The following is a 17,865-nucleotide window of genomic DNA, read 5'->3' on the forward strand; positions in this document are numbered from 1 at the left end:
ACGTTGCCAGCCTTATTGGCTTAATAATCACTTAAACGAAGCGTTGTAATGATTAAATTAATTGTTGGACTGGGAAACCCAGGAAAAGAATATCAAGGACATCGTCACAACGCCGGCTTTTGGTTTGTTGATTCATTAGCTAGTGTATTAAGCTCCAAATTTAATGGTCAGTCTAAGTTTCTAGGTGAAACTTCAACCATTAACTTTGGCTCTAAAAAAGTTCACCTTCTCAAGCCTCAGACCTTTATGAATAATTCTGGTGGCTCTATCAAAAGCTTATTGAGTTATTACAACATCAAACCTGAAGAGACTCTTGTGATTCATGATGAGTTAGATTTGCCTGTTGGCTTAATCAAGCTAAAACTTGGTGGTGGACATGGTGGTCATAACGGCCTAAGAGACACAATTAAAGCACTTGATACGAATAATTTTTATCGTCTAAGAATGGGAATAGGTCATCCAGGAACAAAAAATGATGTTGTAGATTTTGTTTTAAGCTCTCCAACTAGCTCTGAATTAAAACTAATTGAACAAGGAATGATAGAAGCATCAGGCATTATTGAAATGCTAGTTGATGGAGATTTTGAAGCAGCTATGAAGGCCCTTCATTCCTTATAATGGAGCAAGAAGATGGGATTTAAATGTGGCATAGTAGGGCTTCCAAATGTAGGTAAATCAACACTATTCAATGCGCTAACAATGGCGGGCATAGATTCAGAAAATTACCCTTTTTGTACGATTGAGCCAAACGTTGGCATCGTGCCTGTTAATGATCCTCGATTACAAGCATTAGCAAATATCGTTACTCCAGAAAAAATTTTACCAACCACAATGGAGTTTGTAGATATTGCTGGATTAGTTGAGGGTGCTTCAAAAGGTGAAGGACTAGGAAATCAATTTCTTTCAAATATTCGTGAAACAGATGCAATCTTGCACGTTGTTCGATGCTTTGAAAATGACGACATCATTCACGTTTCAAATAAAGTTGACCCACTTGATGACATAGATACAATTAATACGGAGCTTGCCTTATCCGATCTTTTTAGCGCAGACAAGGCCTACCAAAAAGCTTTAAAAAACTCCAAATCAGGGCAAAAAGAAGGCCTGCCTTTAAAAAACTTGCTTGAAAAAATCCTACCAACTCTTGAAGAAGGCCATGCAGTTAGATCTCTTGTCTTTACTGAAGAAGAGGAAAAGCTAGTTAAGGGCTTGCAATTGCTTACTTCAAAGCCAGTTCTTTATGTTGCCAATATAAGTGAGAATGGATTTACAAATAATCCTCACTTATCTGCATTAACGAACTATGCAGATAATGAAAATAGTCAAGTTGTTGCAGTATGTGCAGATATTGAGTCTGAAATTGCTGAGCTTGATGACGAAGATAAGCAAGGTTTTTTAGATGAGATGGGGCAATCTGAATCTGGTCTTGATCGCTTAATTAAAGCGGGATATAGGTTACTAGGTCTTCAAACATATTTTACTGCAGGCGTTAAAGAGGTTAGAGCCTGGACAATAAACATTGGAGATTCTGCTCCAATGGCCGCGGGTAAAATACATGGTGACTTTGAAAAAGGTTTTATTAGAGCTGAAACAATTTCATATGAAGACTTTATTCAATATAAAGGCGAAAAAGGGTCAAAAGATGCTGGCAAGTTGCGCTCTGAAGGAAAGGAATATATTGTTAAAGATGGTGATGTAGTTCACTTTTTATTTAATGTATAACTGTTAATTTTTCAATGCAAAATACAAAACTACTTTTAATTTTAGATGGCTGGGGCTATTCTCAAAACTCTGAGAATAACGCAATAGCAATGGCTAATACCCCTAACTGGAATCATCTTATTGATACCTACCCTAATACGTTAATTGGAACCTCTGGAAAAAGTGTTGGACTGCCGGAAGGCCAAATGGGTAATTCAGAAGTAGGCCACTTAACAATTGGTGCGGGAAGAATTGTTGAGCAAGATTTCACCAGAATAGGTAATGACATTAAAAGTGGCGCTTTCTTCAGTAATAAAAATTTGTGCAAAGCACTTGACTCTGCTAAGGCTAATAATAAAGCAGTGCATATTCTTGGACTCTTATCTGATGGAGGAGTTCACTCGCACCAAGACCACATTTATGCGGCTCTTGAGCTGGCAAAACAAAAAGGCTGCAAAGAGGTTTATTTTCATGTCTTTACAGATGGGCGTGATACGCCGCCAAACAGTGCCTCAAAATTTATTGAACTGCTGGAGTTAAAAATCTCTGAGCTAAATGTAGGTAAAATTGTCTCAGTAGTAGGCAGGTTCTATGCAATGGATCGAGACAATCGCTGGGAGAGGGTTTCAAAAGCTTATGAATTAATATCTTCCGGAAAAGGAGATCGTAAAGCAGATTCTGCAAAAAATGCAATCCAAATGGCCTATGAAGAAGGCGAAAATGATGAGTTCATTGCCCCTACAATTATTGGTGAGCCTGTAAAAATTAATAATGGCGATACAGTAATTTTTATGAATTATCGCGCAGATCGTGCAAGAGAAATAACTCAAGCCCTAACTTCAGAAATATTTGATGGATTTGATAGGCATGCGTTCAAAAAATGCAATTTTATTTGCCTCACAGAGTTCAAGAAAGACTTTAATCTTATTTGCGCTTATCCTCCAATATCTGTCTCTAACACTCTGGGTTACTATATTTCAAGCCTTGGTTTTAGTCAGCTTAGAATTGCTGAAACTGAAAAATATGCACACGTTACCTTTTTCTTTAATGGGGGCGTTGAGACAATACTTGCTGGAGAAGAAAGAAAGCTTATTCAATCGCCTAATGTAAAAACTTATGATTTAAAGCCAGAAATGAGTGCATATGAGTTAACTGAAAATCTTATTTCAGCACTTAGATCCCAAAAACATAAACTGGTTGTTTGTAATTTTGCCAACACAGACATGGTTGGGCACACTGGGAACCTTGAGGCAGCCATTAAAGCTGTTGAAGCAGTCGATAGCTGTTTAGGAAAAATTCACCAGGCATGTCTAGAGTCTGAAACCGAAGTCCTAATTACTGCAGACCATGGAAATGCAGAACAAATGTTAGACCCTGAAACGCAAAAAAACCATACTGCACATACAACTAATCCAGTCCCTTTAATATATATTGGGAAAAGGAAAAGCTTACTTTTAGGTCCACATGTTGGTACACTTGCAGACCTAGCGCCTTCGCTTTTGGAACTTATGGAAATTGAACAGCCAAAAGAAATGACAGGCCAAAGCCTTTTTATAGAATAAACGGAGACTAAAATGAAGCAACCAAACTTTATCGCCCCCTCAATACTTTCAGCAGATTTTGCTAAGCTTGGAGAAGAGGTTGACAATGTTTTAGTTGCTGGTGCCGATATTGTTCATTTTGACGTCATGGATAATCACTATGTACCAAACCTTACAATTGGGCCTTTAGTTTGCGAAGCACTGAGAAATCATGGTGTTACTGCACCAATCGATGTCCACCTAATGGTAAAGCCAGTCGACAGAATTATTCCTGACTTTGCAAAAGCGGGGGCTTCTTACATCACATTTCACCCCGAAGCATCTGAACATATAGACCGCACAATAGGACTTATAAAAGAAAATGGCTGTAAAGCAGGTTTAGTTTTTAACCCAGCAACGTCACTTCACTATTTAGAGCATGTAATCGATCAACTTGACATGGTACTGCTGATGTCAGTAAATCCAGGATTTGGAGGTCAATCTTTCATAGCCTCGTCTTTAGAAAAATTGAAAATTGTAAGAAAATTAATTGATGAAAAAGGCCTTAGCACAAGACTTGAGGTTGATGGTGGTGTTAAAGTTGATAACATTCAAGAAATTGCAGCAGCTGGTGCTGATACATTTGTCGCCGGGTCAGCAATTTTTAATACTGAAAATTACAAGTTAACGATTGACAAAATGCGCAAAGAGCTGGCTTTAGCTAAATAACCTTTAAGACAAAATTTAAACCACCTCAATAGCCAGTTGTGAGAAAATATTCTCTTTGTTTTTTTAAACTGAGCATTTATGGGAAAGTCATCCTTTTTTGGTCCTGAAACAATATCTTTACATTCTGGTTATCAGCCAGAACCGTCTTTTGGAAGCAGAGCAGTTCCTATATACCAAACCACCTCTTATGTTTTCGAAACAGTTGACGATGCTGCAGCTCTTTTTAATATTGAAAAAGGTGGTCACATATATAGCCGAATAACCAATCCAACGGTTGCGGTTTTAGAGCAGCGAATCGCTGCACTTGAAGGTGGTGTTGGAGCTATTTGTACTGCTTCAGGCATGAGCGCACTTTTTGTTACTTTTATTAGCCTGTGTTCTGCAGGAGATCATATTGTAAGTGCGTCACAAATTTATGGCTCAACAGGAACACTTCTAAAACACACTCTTAAAAGGTTTAACATAGAGTGTACCTTTGTTTCTATAAATGATGAAAAAGCGCTAAAAGGTGCAATACAAGAAAATACTAAGCTTGTGTTTTGTGAGTCAATAGGAAATCCAGGGCTTGAGGTTTCTGACCTTCCTAAAATTGCTGAAATCGCTCATCAAAATAACTTGCCGCTTGTTGTGGATGCTACTTTTTCTACGCCTGTATTATGCAAACCTTTTGAGCACGGCGTTGATGTTGTTGTTCACTCAGTCACAAAATGGATTGGCGGACATGGAGTTGCTGTTGGAGGGGTAATAGTTGATGGTGGCTCTTTTGACTGGGGTTCTAGCAACAAACACCCAACCCTAACAACGCCTTATGAGCCATTTCATGGTATAAATTTTTGGGAAGAATTTGGTCCATCTGCCCTATCAATGAAAATTAGGGCAGAATCAATGCGTGATTTTGGTCCAGCAATGAGCCCTCATAGTGCATTTTTGATTCTTCAAGGAATAGAAACCCTTACCCTTAGAATGAATCAACATGTAAAAAATGCAGTTAAACTCGCAAAGTGGCTCCTAGAACAATCCGCTGTTATGTGGGTTAACCATCCAGATTTACCTGAAAACCCAACTTATGAAATTGCTCAAAAGCTATTTCCAAATGGTGCTGGCTCTATGCTATGCTTTGGAGTCAAAGGTGGCAGAGAAGGTGGCGCGGCATTTATCAACGCACTAAAATTATCATCTAATTTAGCAAATGTTGGTGACTCAAGAACCTTAGTCCTTCATCCAGCTAGTACAACTCACTCGCGCCTTGATGAAGAAGCAATGAAAGCAGCTGGGAGTAGTGTTGACTTAATACGCGTATCTGTTGGAATAGAATCTGTATCAGATATTATTAGTGACTTCAAATCTGGACTTAAAGCAGTAGAAAAGGCAATTTCGTAATGAATATTGTTGTTGATGGAGAAAATATTTTTGTAGCCACTGGCGGCTGTGTATTTGATCCTAAAAAGCCTACTGTAGTGTTTGTTCATGGAAGTGGTCTAGACCATAGATCTTGGGCCCTTCAGGCTAGATGGTTTGCTTTTCATGGTTTTTCAGTATTCGCACCTGACCTTCCAGGTCATAGCCTTTCAGAAGGCAAGCCTTTAAAAACAATTGAAGAGATGGGCAAATGGCTTGGAAAAACTCTTAAACTAGCAGGCTGTGAATCAATACATCTTGTTGGCCACTCTCAAGGATTTCTTGTTGCTTTAGAGACAGCCAGTTCTTTAGGGGCAAAACTAAAAACACTAACTGCTGTTGCAACAGCTGCCTCAATACCTGTTAACGAAGCTCTGGTTGACGCAGCCAAAAAGACACCTATTGATGCAGCTGATATGTTGCTCAAGTGGGGGTTTGGCTCTCAATCACAATCAGGTAGTAGTGCTGTTCCAGGAATGCAGCCTATTGGAATTGGTCGACAAATAATGGCTAATAATCCCCTAGCAGAAGATCTTATTGCTTGCACTGAATATAAAAATGGCATAAATTGTGCTAAAAATATCAACATTCCCTCTAACGTTATTCTCGCAACAGAAGACAAAAATACACCTCTTCGATTTGGCTTAGAATTAGCTGAGCTGCTGAATGCTGAGACCACAACTATTTCTAATGCAGGCCATATGCTTCCAATAGAGTCTCCAAAAGATACTCTTGACGCCATTAAATCATTCATCTTAAAAAACTCTTCATGACAAATCAAATTAAAAAAGTTGGCGTTATTGGCGCCGGAACAATGGGGGCTGGAATTGCTGGTCAAGTTGCAAATGCTGGGGTAGAAGTTTGGCTTCTTGACCTTCCTAGTGAGGGTGAGAACGTAAATAGCTTAGCGGCTAAAGGCCTTGAAAGGCTTAAAGATCCAGATATGCCTGGCCTTATGAGTAAAGAAGCGGAAAGCCTTATAAGAATTGGAAACACTCGTGATCACTTCCATCAGCTTGAGGATTGCGACTGGATTGCTGAAGCTGTTGTAGAGAGGCTTGATATTAAGCAAGCCCTTTATCAAAAGTTAAATGAAAGCTGTAAAGAGTCAACCATTATTACCTCTAATACATCAACGATTCCTATTAGTCTTCTGACAAAAGGAATGCCAAAAAAGTTTTGTGAGCGCTTTGCAATAACTCATTTTTTCAACCCAGTTAGATTCATGAGATTACTTGAATTGGTGCGTGGTGAATTTACTAGAGATGAAGTAATTGATACTCTTGATTTATTTAGTGAAAAAATACTTGGAAAAGGTGTTGTCTCCTGCCAAGATACGCCTGGCTTTCTTGCTAATAGAGTTGGTGTTTTTGCTATCCAGTGTGCCCTTCATAAAGCCTTTGAATATAAACTATCGCCAACAGAAGCGGATGCTTTTTTTGGCAGACCTCTAGGTCTTCCAAAGACAGGAGTTTTTGGGCTATATGATTTAATAGGCATTGACCTTATGGCTGATGTTGTCAAAAGCCTCGTAAGTATACTGCCAGAAAATGATGCTTTTCATAAGTACTCGTCTCAAATTAAGTTTATGAGCAAAATGATTGCAAATGGCCAAACTGGAAATAAAAATGAAAAAGGTTTTTATAAACAAATTGGTGATGAAAGACAAGTAATTGATTTGTCGAATGGGAGTTATGGTCCTCATGAGCGCTTAAAAACCCCTCTTCTTGAAGAGGCAGAAAAAATTGGGATCTCTTTTATTATTAAAGACACAAGCCCGTATGGTCTTTATATATGGGATGTTATTTCAGAAACGCTCTGCTATGCTGCTTCTCTGGTACCAGAGGTCACTGATGACTTAACGCAGATAGATGATGCTATGAAGCTTGGCTATAACTGGGTTCAAGGGCCATTTGAGCTGTTAGATGAAATTGGAATTAAGTACTTTGTTGACAGACTACAAGCTGATGGTAAAGACGTTCCAGAGTTTCTTCTTAAGGGTATTAACAATAAATTTTATATCAATTCAAAATCTGGATTAAGCTCCCTTTCGCCTAGCGGCAATCTAAAACCAATTATCAGGCCAGATGGTGTGCTTAGATTTTCTGAAGTACGACAAACCCTCAAAGCAATCAATTCAAATAAGTCTGCTAGCTGGTTTGAATACGAAGGTGCAGCAATTGTTGAGTTTCACTCAAAAGCTAATGCTCTTGATAGTGGGTCTTTAGATATGATTTCTGATGCAATATCTGAGTCTGAAAAAAAAGGCTTACGAGGCGTGGTAATTCACAATGACTTCCAGCATTTCTCATGTGGGGTTAGTCTTTGGAGTGTTAGAAATTGCTTTGAAAAAAATGACTTTGATGCTCTTGATGCATTTCTTATTTACTTTCAAAACACAATGCTACAAATGAGAAATTCAAAACTACCTGTAATTGCTGCCCCTGTTGGCATGTCAATTGGTGGTGGCTTTGAAGTTGTCCTTCATGCTGATCATGTTGTTGGTCATGCTAACTCTGTCATGGGCCTTGTTGAGTCATTTATGGGAGTTGTTCCAGCTGGTGGTGGATGTAAAGAAACACTATATAGGTGGTCTGAAAGTCTAGGAGACGGTCGGAAAGGTGCCTGGAAATCATTTATGAATATTGGACTTGGTAGAAAAGCCAACTCTCCACAAGAAGCTGATGCTCTATCAATGAGAAGAGCTAATGATGTCTTTCATATGAATAGAGACCGCATACTGACTGGTGCGCTTTCATCGATTGAGACAACCTTAAAAGCAAAAGCCCGAAATCCCCTTGCACTTTCTGGCGTAGACCACTTTGAAGAAATGCTGGAATGGCTTACAACAAATCATAAAAATGGCATGCTTACGCCACATGATGTGACTGTTGGAACTGAGATTGGAAGAATTATGACTGGTGGAAATTGTGCTTCTGGTACTATTTTTACTGAGCAAGATATTTTAGATGCTGAGCGCTCTTCATTCCTCACTCTTGCTCAAACGCAAGAAACGCAAGCAAGAATTGTATCTATGTTAGATAATGGAATTACGCTTAGAAATTAACCGTTAATGCTATGAAAAAAAATCCTGCAAATTTTATACCTCTTTCACCGCTTTCGTTCTTGCATAGAACAGCGGATGTTTATGGTCAGCACACTTCTGTAATTTATGAAAATAGAACTTACACTTGGAGTGAGTCAAGAGAAAGATGCGTTCGAATTGCCTCAAGTCTAAAAAGTTATGGCATAAAGCCAGGTGATACTGTCTCAGTATTGGCATTTAACACCCCAGAAATGTTTGAATCACATTTTTCAATTCCAATGGCTGGCGCAATCCTAAACACTATAAATATTAGACTTGATGCCGCAACAATTGCATACATTTTTGACGACAGTAATGCAAAGATGCTCTTTGTAGACAGAGAGCTTTTTGCAGTTGCATCTGAGGCCCTCTCTATGACCTCAGTTAGTCCAAAAATAGTAGTAATAAACGATTCTTTTGCTGAATCACAGCCTGATATTTCTTCAGATATAACTGATTATGAAACTCTAGTTGTAAATGGAGATCCTCTATATAACTGGCAAATGCCTGATGATGAGTGGAGCCCACTTTCACTCAGCTACACCTCTGGAACAACTGGAAAACCTAAAGGCGTCGTCTATCATCATCGTGGCTCTTATTTAATGAGTATGGGTACTGTGATTGGCTGGAGCCTTCCCAACCACCCGGTTTATCTGTACTCAGTTCCATTATTTCACTGCAATGGCTGGGGCCATGCTTGGACAATGGCTGCGATCGCTGGAACTATAGTTTGCCTTAGGACTTTTGCCCCTGAAAAAGTATTTAACCTCCTTGAACAGCATAATGTAACTCACTTTGGTGGAGCTCCTATAATGCTCAATATGCTTGCCAACGCGCCTAAAGAAACGCAAAAATATTTTGAGAGAGAAATTAAAGTAATGACTGCTGGCGCACCTCCTCCTGCAAAGGTTTTAGAGAGCATGATGAAACTAGGATTTAATGTTATGCATGTATATGGATTGACTGAAACGTATGGACATATCCTTCAAGCCGCACCTCAAGCATCTTGGCTTAATGAGAGTCCAGCCGAGCTTGCTAAATTAAGCTCAAGGCAGGGAGTAAGATTCCCAATGACCGAGGATGTTAGCGTCATTGATCAAGAGACTGGGCAGCGAGTTCCGCATGACGGAGAGGCGATTGGTGAAATTGTAATTCGCTGTAACACTTGTATGATGGGCTATTGGAACAGCCCCAAGGCATCAGAAGAGGCATTTGCAGGTGGCTGGTTTCATAGTGGCGACCTAGCAGTAATTCATAGTGATGGCTATATTCAAATTAAAGACAGATCAAAAGACATCATCATATCGGGTGGTGAGAATATTTCTTCCGTGGAGGTTGAAAATGTACTTTATCAACATCCTGCAGTCGGAGAAGCAGCAGTTGTAGCAATGCCAAATGAGACTTGGGGAGAAGTGCCGTGTGCATTTGTAGAACTCAAGTCTAACCAAGAGGCTTCTGAAGATGAGCTTATAGCCTTTTGCAAAAACAATATGGCTAAATTTAAAAGGCCAAAAAAAGTTGTCTTTGGGCCGCTGCCAAAAACCGCAACTGGGAAAATACAAAAACACGAGCTTAGAGCGTCAGTTAAAAACCTAGGAGAAAAATAATGTCATACTATACCGCGCCTGTAGAAGATATGAGTTTTGTATTAAAAGAAGTTGTTGAAATTGAAAAACTTTGTAATGAGATAGGCCTTGATGCTTCAACAGTTGACATAATTGATACTGTTTTAGATGCTGCAGGAAAGCTTGCAAAAGAAGAGATAGAACCAATTAACAAAACTGGCGACTCAGAGGGTTTAAAAATTGACAGCTCTGGCAAAATCACTACTGCAACTGGTTTTAAAGAGGCGTACCAGCACTTTGTTGAAGGAGGGTGGGGCTCGTTACAATTCTCACCTAATTATGGAGGACAAGGCGTCCCTTTTGTCGTTGCTGCAAGCGTTCAAGAAATGTGGCATTCGGCAAACATGTCATGGGGTCTGTGCCCTCTCCTTACCCAGGGAGCAGTGGAAGCAATAACTCTAAATGCAAATGAGGAACTCAAACAGCGCTACCTTCCAAAGCTTATATCTGGTGAGTGGAGCGGCACGATGAATCTTACTGAAGGTGATGCAGGGACAGATGTTGGTTCGCTTAAAACGCGAGCAACTCCAAACGGCGATCATTATTTAATCTGTGGTCAAAAAATTTATATCACTTGGGGCGAGCACGATATGTCTGAGAATATCATTCATTTAGTGTTGGCCCGACTGCCAAACTCTCCTCAGGGTGTTAAAGGCATATCTTTGTTTTTAGTGCCAAAGATTCTTGTCAATGATGATGGCTCCCTTGGAGAGTCAAACGACTTAAAAGCATTATCAATTGAGCACAAAATTGGAATTCATGCTTGCCCGACGTGCGTCATGAGCTATGGAGAAGAAGATGGGGCAATTGGCTACTTAGTTGGCGAGGAAAATAGAGGTATTCAGTGTATGTTCACAATGATGAATAATGCAAGACTCACAGTTGGACTCCAGGGAGTATCAGTTTCAGAACGTGCGTACCAACAAGCACTTAGTTTTTGTAATGAACGTGTTCAAGGAATTGCTCCAGGATTTCAAGAGCCTGGTCCAATCGCTAGGCATCCTGATGTGCAAAGAATGTTAGCAAACATGAAATCCATTACCGAAGCATCGAGAGCTTTAGCCTATTCTGCTTGTGCAGAAGTTGACTATTCTGGAAGCGACTTGCCAGCAGAATTATTAGAAAAACATAAAAGGAAACTTGGAGTCTTAACGCCGGTTGTAAAGGGCTGGTGCACTGAAACCGCACAAGAAGTTGCCTCTGTCAGCCTTCAGTGTCACGGAGGAATGGGCTATGTTGAAGAGACTGGAATTGCTCAGATTTTAAGGGATGCACGCATACTTCCAATCTATGAGGGGACCAATGGAATTCAAGCAATGGACCTCATTGGTAGAAAAATCATTAGCGATGATGGGCTTGGAGTTAGGGAGCTTATTTTAGAAATGCAAGAATGTGTCGAAGCCCCATCATTATCAAAGCTGATTTCCATGTCGCAGATTGATCGGTTTAAAAAGTCTCTTGATGATCTTGAAGAAACTGTTTCGATTATTACTAAAAACTCTGATGACAAAGAATTTACTGGAAAAATTGCCTTTGATACACTCATGATGATTGGAACTATTTCAGCAGCTTGGCAAATGCTTTTAAGCGTTGAGAGGGCGTCATCTGCTTTTAAAAACAACACATCATCTTCTGAATTTTTAAAAGAAAAAACTGAAACTGCAAAACACTATCTAGACTTTATCATGCCAAGATATCTATCAAATTTTTCAACAATATCTGCGTGTACGAATTAATTACATTTACCCTATTGCAATAATATTGCATTTAGGATATATTATCCTGTTTTAATTAAACAGGACTCAAAAATGTTAAAACTTAGCTTTCTTTCGTTGCTATTAATTTCTTCTTTTGCAAGCGCAGAGGAAGAAAGGCGTGCAGATGCACATGCCCACGGACTAAACAATTTTTCAATGGTAATCAGTCAAAATCAAGTTGCTATTACTTATGAAATGCCAATAGTTCAACTACTTGATGAACATGACGAGCATGATGAGAATGATGAACATGACGAGCATGACGAGCATGACGAGCATGACGAGCATGACGAGCATGACGAGCATGACGAGCATGACGAGCATGACGAGCATGACGAGCATGACGAGCATGACGAGCATGACGAGCATGACGAGCATGACGAGCATGATAAGTTAACCGTATCAGATGAATCATTAGCTGAATTTCAAAATTATTCACAATTATTTGCATTTCCTAAAGGTGCTAATTGTGACTTAGTTTCATTTAAATCTGAACTTCACAGTGTCTCAACAGAAGGAGATCACAAAGATGTCGAATTATCATATGAGTTTTCTTGCAATGAGCCAAGCCAATTAAAGAGCATTACCATTAATGCATTCAATCACTTCAGCGAACTAGAAAATTTATACTTCGAGGCCGTAATAAACAATAAAGCGCTAACAAAAAGCCTAAAATCTGACGTCGATAAAGTAATATTTTAAATGAGAATCTGATGTTAGAAACACTAGGACTGGAATACCATTATCAGCACGGTAAAAAAATTGTGTTTCCAGAAATAGAGGTTAAAAGGGGACAGCGATTATTGATTAGTGGCTTTTCAGGCTGTGGTAAAACTACTCTACTCAGCCTGATTGCTGGCGCCTTAAAACTTCAAGCTGGTGATATTAAGTTTGATGGCATTAATTACTCTTCAATGTCCTCCCTGCTTTTGGATAAATTTAGAGCAGATCACATCGGCTATATTTTTCAAACACTTAACCTTATTCCATTTTTAAGTGTTTCAGAAAATATAGCATTGGGTATTAGATTCTCTCAATCTAGAAAATCTAAAGTCGACGATCTAAATCAAGAAATCACTAGACTGGTCAAATCACTAGGGCTAGGAAAAGAGGTTTTAACAACTCCAGTAAACCGCCTAAGTGTTGGTCAGCAACAAAGAGTTGCAGTTGCTAGAGCTCTGCTTGGCAAGCCAGATTTAATTTTAGCTGATGAGCCAACCTCTGCTCTTGATGCTGAAACGACTAAAAAATTTTTAAATGAGATGATGGACGCCTTTGACTCAACCAAACAGGCAATAATTATGGTGAGTCATGACACCTCTATTACACATTACTTTGATACTGTCATAGATTTGAATAAACAGCATGCTTAGTCTTTTGCTTAAATCAATGCGCTCAAGGATTATTCCGACATCGCTTGTGACGATATCTTTGATGGCTTCAATGGTTCTGCTATTAAGCATAGAGAGAATTCAACAAGGCACAGAGGAAGGCTTTAATCAAAGTATTTCAGGTGTTGATGCAATTATTGGACCAAGGTCGAGCTCTCTTGAATTGGTTTTATACACAGTTTTTCATCTTGGTAGGCCCACAAACAACATCACAACGAAGACTGTCAATGATATTAAGCAGAGAAGTGATATAAGTTGGCTGGTTCCAATTGCACTAGGTGATAGTCATAGAGGGTTTAGGGTTGTAGCGACTCAATCAAATTACTTTGAGCACATTAAATACGGCAACAATCAATCATTGATTTTTTTGAACGGAGTAGCATTTTCTGAACTATCGGAGGCAGTCTTGGGGTCTGATGTTGCTGAGAGACTTAATTACAGTGTTGGTTCAGAAATTCAAATCACCCATGGCTCAGTTGAGTCAATAGGTAGCAAGCATGATGACTTTTCATTTAAGGTTACAGGGATTCTTAAGAAAACAGGAACCCCAATTGATCAAGCTATTTTTTTGGACCTAAAGGGCTATGAGCTGCTTCACCTTGGATGGATGAGTGGGAAAAAAGTATTCAGCCTTGATGATATTGACTTGTCGTCTCTGCCAGCTGAAGCTTTAGACCCAAAAACAGTTACAGCTGCTTTTGTGGGCCTTAAATCAAAGATAACTTTATTTAAATTTACCAAGAGTATTAGAGAATACCCGAAGGAGGCCATATCTGCTGTAATACCGGGCATAGCATTGTCAGAGCTTTGGTCAATTGTTGGGTTGGTTGATAAAGGATTTCAGCTTCTAAGCTGGATTATTATTACAATCAGCCTCATAGCAATGGTAACTTTAATTATTGCCAGTTTGGATAACCGTAAACAGGAAATGACAATTTACAGAGCCAATGGGGCCTCGCCAAAATTTTTAGCCATAATGGTAATATGTGAGTCTCTTGTAATTGGATTGGTTGCAATTATTGGTGCAATTATTCTGGTAACAATTGTGACTTACTTTGCAACCAATCAGTTAAACTTGGCTTTAGGCATTTCACCTTCGTTTAAGTGGATCAGCTTGGAGGAAATTAAGGTTTTTGGCTTGATCTTATTTGCTGGAGTATTAAGTAGTTTGGTTCCAGCAGTCATGGTTTTTAGAAAAAATTTACATCAAACATTAAGCTAGTCTGCATGTTAAAAAAAATATCCCTCTCCATTTTAATTTTTTTCTCGTTAAGCTCTTTTGCCATTGTGATTACTGATGAGTATTTATCCACAATAGAAGAAAACTGGCTAAGCCTTGAGCCAGCTGATGCATATGATTTTATTCCAGAAGATCTGACCTATGAAATCTATAATAGCCCAGAGTTTCAAGCAAAATTAGAAGAGGCTGGAACAAAACTAAATAAATTGCTAGAAGGAAAAGATATTGCACTTGCTGGATTCATGGTTCCAATTGAATATGTAGGATCTGACATTAGCAAGTTTTTGCTTGTCCCTGAAGCTGGTCAGTGCATCCATGTTCCGCCCCCACCTCTAAACCAAACTCTGATTGTCGACGTGTCAAGCAATCCAATAAAGTTTCGCGATTTATACGTACCAATAATTGTTTATGGGAGAATATCCGTAGGATCGCAAAGTTTTGATATTGCTGATAGCGGATATGCCATTACCGATGCAGTTGTTGAGACGCTGCATTTTAGTGACGAGGAGTATAGAAAAAACGAAGAGGAAGGTGATGATTAATAACGCAAAACTAATGTCTAAATGTTTAGAGTCTGGAAAAAGTGCTACGCCTCAAAGAATGTCAATTATAAATGAACTAGACTCTGCAAGAAAAAATCTTTCTGCCTATGACCTGAGGGACTCTTTAAAAGATAAAGGTCATTCATTTAATATTAGTACAATTTATAGGGTCTTAAGCTTTTGGATTGATGTTGGCGTTGTTCATAAAATGGACTCAAGCAATACTTATCTAGTTTGCAATGATAGCCACACAAACCACTTTCATGTCTTGCTTAACTGCACTAGTTGTAAATCTGTGGAGGAGTCTTGTCAGCTTTCAGCTCAACTTTCTTTACCTAAAAGCAACAAGTTTTCAGTTAATAACTCTCAAGCTGTAGAGCTTAGTGGCCTCTGCAAGACTTGCCAGTAGATAAAAAAACTATTTAACTGCTTATTCTCACCATAAGTTCATTTTTACGAAACATTGGCAGCGTCCATGGTGAATTAAATTGAGCAACCATAAAGCCTCCTTTTATTTCAATCTTGTTTTTTAAAAGCAACTCTGAAAGTTTTTTTTGATAGTTTATGCTTCGAGATTCAGTAGCCCATCCCCCAAAAGATAGAACTGCGACTTCACCAAGACTCTCTTTCTGAATTGAAACTTCACTTATGTTGGCTTTGGGAAGGTCGTTCATAGAGTATTCTTTGGGCATTACAAAAGAAATGTTATAAGACTTAAGCCCCTCAGAAGGGCAATCAGCAATAACAGGTGCAGTCATGGCAATTTTCATTTCTTTATCATTGCCACCAAAAATATAACTTGCAATTCTTCTGAATCCAGAAGATGTTGAGGCTTTGTAGTCGGCCTGAACTTTTGTTGTAGCAATAACCATGTCACTATAGCGACGAACTTCAAAGCCTTCAAACTTGGATATTATTTTATATTCAGGGGTTTCAATTGCCATTTTTTTAGTTTGAGTTATTTTTTTCCAAAATAAGGAATCAATATGGGTGTGTTGTTCTTGTATTCAAGATACTTCTTGTCATTGCCCCATTTTTTTTCAGCTTTTTCTTCTAAAAAAGGCAGTCCACTTATTTTAGTTAAGAGAAGATAGACAAAAACTGGCGACACAAGGGTTAAAAACTGCCAGCCTGAGAGAAGTGGGAGCGATATAATTGCAATGCCCGTCCAAAGAACAATCTCCCCAAAATAGTTTGGGTGGCGTGATATAGACCACAATCCAAGTGTTATAAACTTATCCTTGTTTTCAGGGATTTCACTAAAGCTCTTTTTTTGTTTATCTGCGACAGCCTCGAAAGCAAACCCTAAAACCCAGAGGGAAAATCCTGCTATAAAAAATAAGTCAAGAGCTGCATGCTGATTTAAAACAATAATGGTAACAGCATTTGCTGTCGTTAAGAAAACCCATAGGGCTGAAAGAGTCCATGTCATTAAAAATTTTGGCAACGATTTCTTGATCTCCCTAAACCTTTTGTCTTCTCCACTTTTAACTATTCTTATGTAGAGAAATGTCCCAAGTCTTAGCGTCCATATAGATACAAAAATAGCCACAATAGTCGAGCGCATAGAAACTTGCATTCCTTGGCCTAAAAGTGCAAATATAGAAGTAGCAACTAGAAGTAGAGTTGCGATCATTCCTGTAAAGTCAAAATATTTTTCTGAGCTTGTTACAAGCGAAGGGATTGCAACAATCCAGTGCACAATAAAGCTAACAACGGCACATAAAAGTATGGCTGGCACGCCGTAAAGTACAGCGCCCTCAACTGTTGCAGCATTTGCAACAAAATAGGCTGTCAAAATACATAAAATAATAGCAACAAGATCCTTGATATTATCCATTATGGCCTCTCAAAAAGATAGTGGGAAACACCCCATTCAGAGCCACTTTTAAAGCCAAAAAGAACCTCGCATGACATGAAAAAAATACGCCACCTTTGAAACCAAATGCCTGCTTCATCTTTGCCGTAAGTTTTTTCGAATAATTTAAGCACTTCAGCTTTATTTTTGTCCATCTTGTTAAGCCATGCGAGTGAGGTTTTTTCATAGTGAGTTCCATCTACCCTCCAATCTTTCTCAATTTTCATCCGACTTGGAAAACAGGTTAGGAGCCTATGAGAAGGCATCTGACCGCCACTAAAAAACTCTCTAGCCATCCAGTCTCCCTCATCTTGGTCTTCAAAGGGATAGGCAATTTCTTTATGAGAAAAAATATGAACAAAAAGTTTTCCATCTTTTTTTAACCAGCCACTTACTCTTTTTAGAAGCTCACCATAGTTGCGCATATGTTCAAACATTTCGATTGAAACAACACGATCAAAACTTTTATCAATTGAAAAGTCGTTCATGTCTGCTGTTATAACCTTGATATTTTCTATCTTTAATTTTTTACATTTGTTCTCAATAAACTGCCTCTGGTCCTTTGAATTACTAACAGCAGTAATTTTGCTATTAGGGAAATTTTGTGCCATATAAAGAGTTAAGGAGCCCCAACCACATCCTAATTCTAAAACCTCTTGGCCATCTGAAAGGGATGCCCTTGCACAAGAAAGCTTTAACATCTCCAGTTCTGATTCGTCTAGAGACGAAGCACCCTTTGGCCAATAACCAGAACTGTATTTTAAATTCGAGCCCAGGACCAATTCAAAAAGCCTTGGTGGAACCTCATAGTGCTGTTCATTTGCTTTTTCTGGAACCAGAGCAATTGGGCTTTCATTTAAAAAGTCAATCCAAGATGAGTGTCTTTTTTCCATTTCAAGCTTGCCAATGCTCGTTGCCTCTAAAAGCCTTTGAGCGCATAAACGCCTTATTCCAAGCCTAATAAGCATATCTGGTAATAAACCATTTTCTGCAAGTTTTATTAATAATTTAATCATTTT

Annotated in this window: 17 protein-coding genes; 14 read left to right on the forward strand and 3 right to left on the reverse strand. The window is 38.8% G+C overall.

Annotated features, from left to right (window positions below):
- The first annotated feature begins 48 nt into the window (after positions 1-48).
- From pth to AC5YGD_RS09265, 14 genes are all read left to right on the forward strand, one after another.
- Entirely contained in the window at positions 49-618 is a 570-nt protein-coding gene (gene pth / locus AC5YGD_RS09200) for an aminoacyl-tRNA hydrolase (protein WP_271537868.1), read from the forward strand.
- A gap of 12 nt (positions 619-630) precedes the next feature.
- Positions 631-1,722: a redox-regulated ATPase YchF gene (gene ychF, locus AC5YGD_RS09205; RefSeq protein ID WP_496141523.1), complete on the forward strand. Its 1,092-nt coding sequence runs from the start codon at positions 631-633 to the stop codon at positions 1,720-1,722.
- 14 nt (positions 1,723-1,736) lie between these two features.
- Positions 1,737-3,263, forward strand: coding sequence for a 2,3-bisphosphoglycerate-independent phosphoglycerate mutase (gene gpmI, locus AC5YGD_RS09210; protein ID WP_496141524.1), 1,527 nt, complete (start codon positions 1,737-1,739; stop codon positions 3,261-3,263).
- A 12-nt stretch (positions 3,264-3,275) separates the two neighbouring features.
- Complete coding sequence (gene rpe, locus AC5YGD_RS09215) at positions 3,276-3,950, forward strand: ribulose-phosphate 3-epimerase (protein WP_271541873.1); 675 nt, start codon at positions 3,276-3,278, stop codon at positions 3,948-3,950.
- 78 nt (positions 3,951-4,028) lie between these two features.
- Entirely contained in the window at positions 4,029-5,330 is a 1,302-nt protein-coding gene (locus AC5YGD_RS09220) for an aminotransferase class I/II-fold pyridoxal phosphate-dependent enzyme (RefSeq protein ID WP_496141525.1), read from the forward strand.
- The gene (locus tag AC5YGD_RS09225) at positions 5,330-6,121 is read left to right on the forward strand and encodes an alpha/beta fold hydrolase (protein ID WP_271541871.1); all 792 of its coding nucleotides are present in this window, start codon (positions 5,330-5,332) and stop codon (positions 6,119-6,121) included. Before AC5YGD_RS09220 ends, AC5YGD_RS09225 begins: the two co-directional genes overlap by 1 nt.
- Positions 6,118-8,415: a 3-hydroxyacyl-CoA dehydrogenase NAD-binding domain-containing protein gene (locus AC5YGD_RS09230; RefSeq protein ID WP_496141526.1), complete on the forward strand. Its 2,298-nt coding sequence runs from the start codon at positions 6,118-6,120 to the stop codon at positions 8,413-8,415. Before AC5YGD_RS09225 ends, AC5YGD_RS09230 begins: the two co-directional genes overlap by 4 nt.
- A gap of 11 nt (positions 8,416-8,426) precedes the next feature.
- Positions 8,427-10,040: a long-chain-fatty-acid--CoA ligase gene (locus AC5YGD_RS09235; protein ID WP_496141527.1), complete on the forward strand. Its 1,614-nt coding sequence runs from the start codon at positions 8,427-8,429 to the stop codon at positions 10,038-10,040.
- The gene (locus AC5YGD_RS09240; RefSeq protein WP_271558714.1) at positions 10,040-11,794 is read left to right on the forward strand and encodes an acyl-CoA dehydrogenase family protein; all 1,755 of its coding nucleotides are present in this window, start codon (positions 10,040-10,042) and stop codon (positions 11,792-11,794) included. The genes AC5YGD_RS09235 and AC5YGD_RS09240 overlap by 1 nt, the downstream gene beginning before the upstream one ends.
- A 72-nt stretch (positions 11,795-11,866) precedes the next feature.
- Positions 11,867-12,517 (forward strand): ZrgA family zinc uptake protein, encoded by a 651-nt coding sequence (locus AC5YGD_RS09245; RefSeq protein WP_496141528.1) that lies wholly within the window; start codon positions 11,867-11,869, stop codon positions 12,515-12,517.
- An 11-nt stretch (positions 12,518-12,528) separates the two neighbouring features.
- A complete protein-coding gene (locus AC5YGD_RS09250) occupies positions 12,529-13,188 on the forward strand; it encodes an ATP-binding cassette domain-containing protein (RefSeq protein WP_496141529.1) in 660 nt (219 codons plus the stop codon).
- A 16-nt stretch (positions 13,189-13,204) separates the two neighbouring features.
- On the forward strand, positions 13,205-14,428 hold the full coding sequence (locus AC5YGD_RS09255; RefSeq protein ID WP_496141530.1) for an FtsX-like permease family protein: 1,224 nt from the start codon (positions 13,205-13,207) through the stop codon (positions 14,426-14,428).
- A 5-nt stretch (positions 14,429-14,433) separates the two neighbouring features.
- Entirely contained in the window at positions 14,434-14,988 is a 555-nt protein-coding gene (locus AC5YGD_RS09260) for a DUF3299 domain-containing protein (protein ID WP_496141531.1), read from the forward strand.
- Positions 14,981-15,397, forward strand: coding sequence for a transcriptional repressor (locus tag AC5YGD_RS09265; RefSeq protein WP_496141532.1), 417 nt, complete (start codon positions 14,981-14,983; stop codon positions 15,395-15,397). The genes AC5YGD_RS09260 and AC5YGD_RS09265 overlap by 8 nt, the downstream gene beginning before the upstream one ends.
- 13 nt (positions 15,398-15,410) lie before the next feature.
- On the opposite strand, the gene AC5YGD_RS09270 is transcribed toward AC5YGD_RS09265, so the two are convergent.
- Genes AC5YGD_RS09270 through AC5YGD_RS09280 form a run of 3 tightly spaced genes read right to left on the reverse strand, consistent with a single transcriptional unit; the run spans position 15,411 to position 17,862 of the window.
- Complete coding sequence (locus AC5YGD_RS09270; protein ID WP_496141533.1) at positions 15,411-15,932, reverse strand: heme-binding protein; 522 nt, start codon at positions 15,930-15,932, stop codon at positions 15,411-15,413.
- 14 nt (positions 15,933-15,946) lie between these two features.
- Positions 15,947-16,828: a DUF1295 domain-containing protein gene (locus AC5YGD_RS09275; protein WP_496141534.1), complete on the reverse strand. Its 882-nt coding sequence runs from the start codon at positions 16,826-16,828 to the stop codon at positions 15,947-15,949.
- Positions 16,828-17,862, reverse strand: coding sequence for a class I SAM-dependent methyltransferase (locus AC5YGD_RS09280; protein WP_496141535.1), 1,035 nt, complete (start codon positions 17,860-17,862; stop codon positions 16,828-16,830). Before AC5YGD_RS09280 ends, AC5YGD_RS09275 begins: the two co-directional genes overlap by 1 nt.
- Positions 17,863-17,865 lie beyond the last annotated feature (3 nt).

The organism is Candidatus Pseudothioglobus sp. uisw_070, assembly GCF_059512545.2.

What these genes read in the sequence shown, in the direction of transcription:
- AC5YGD_RS09245 (WP_496141528.1), top strand. Translation starts at nt 11,867, where the DNA reads ATGTTAAAACTTAGCTTTCTTTCGTTGCTATTAATTTCTTCTTTTGCA.
- AC5YGD_RS09220 (WP_496141525.1), top strand. Translation starts at nt 4,029, where the DNA reads ATGGGAAAGTCATCCTTTTTTGGTCCTGAAACAATATCTTTACATTCT.
- AC5YGD_RS09225 (WP_271541871.1), top strand. Translation starts at nt 5,330, where the DNA reads ATGAATATTGTTGTTGATGGAGAAAATATTTTTGTAGCCACTGGCGGC.
- ychF (WP_496141523.1), top strand. Translation starts at nt 631, where the DNA reads ATGGGATTTAAATGTGGCATAGTAGGGCTTCCAAATGTAGGTAAATCA.
- pth (WP_271537868.1), top strand. Translation starts at nt 49, where the DNA reads ATGATTAAATTAATTGTTGGACTGGGAAACCCAGGAAAAGAATATCAA.
- AC5YGD_RS09235 (WP_496141527.1), top strand. Translation starts at nt 8,427, where the DNA reads ATGAAAAAAAATCCTGCAAATTTTATACCTCTTTCACCGCTTTCGTTC.
- AC5YGD_RS09270 (WP_496141533.1), bottom strand. Translation starts at nt 15,932, where the DNA reads ATGGCAATTGAAACCCCTGAATATAAAATAATATCCAAGTTTGAAGGC.
- AC5YGD_RS09265 (WP_496141532.1), top strand. Translation starts at nt 14,981, where the DNA reads ATGATTAATAACGCAAAACTAATGTCTAAATGTTTAGAGTCTGGAAAA.
- rpe (WP_271541873.1), top strand. Translation starts at nt 3,276, where the DNA reads ATGAAGCAACCAAACTTTATCGCCCCCTCAATACTTTCAGCAGATTTT.
- AC5YGD_RS09230 (WP_496141526.1), top strand. Translation starts at nt 6,118, where the DNA reads ATGACAAATCAAATTAAAAAAGTTGGCGTTATTGGCGCCGGAACAATG.
- gpmI (WP_496141524.1), top strand. Translation starts at nt 1,737, where the DNA reads ATGCAAAATACAAAACTACTTTTAATTTTAGATGGCTGGGGCTATTCT.
- AC5YGD_RS09250 (WP_496141529.1), top strand. Translation starts at nt 12,529, where the DNA reads ATGTTAGAAACACTAGGACTGGAATACCATTATCAGCACGGTAAAAAA.
- AC5YGD_RS09255 (WP_496141530.1), top strand. Translation starts at nt 13,205, where the DNA reads ATGCGCTCAAGGATTATTCCGACATCGCTTGTGACGATATCTTTGATG.
- AC5YGD_RS09260 (WP_496141531.1), top strand. Translation starts at nt 14,434, where the DNA reads ATGTTAAAAAAAATATCCCTCTCCATTTTAATTTTTTTCTCGTTAAGC.
- AC5YGD_RS09280 (WP_496141535.1), bottom strand. Translation starts at nt 17,862, where the DNA reads ATGATTAAATTATTAATAAAACTTGCAGAAAATGGTTTATTACCAGAT.
- AC5YGD_RS09240 (WP_271558714.1), top strand. Translation starts at nt 10,040, where the DNA reads ATGTCATACTATACCGCGCCTGTAGAAGATATGAGTTTTGTATTAAAA.
- AC5YGD_RS09275 (WP_496141534.1), bottom strand. Translation starts at nt 16,828, where the DNA reads ATGGATAATATCAAGGATCTTGTTGCTATTATTTTATGTATTTTGACA.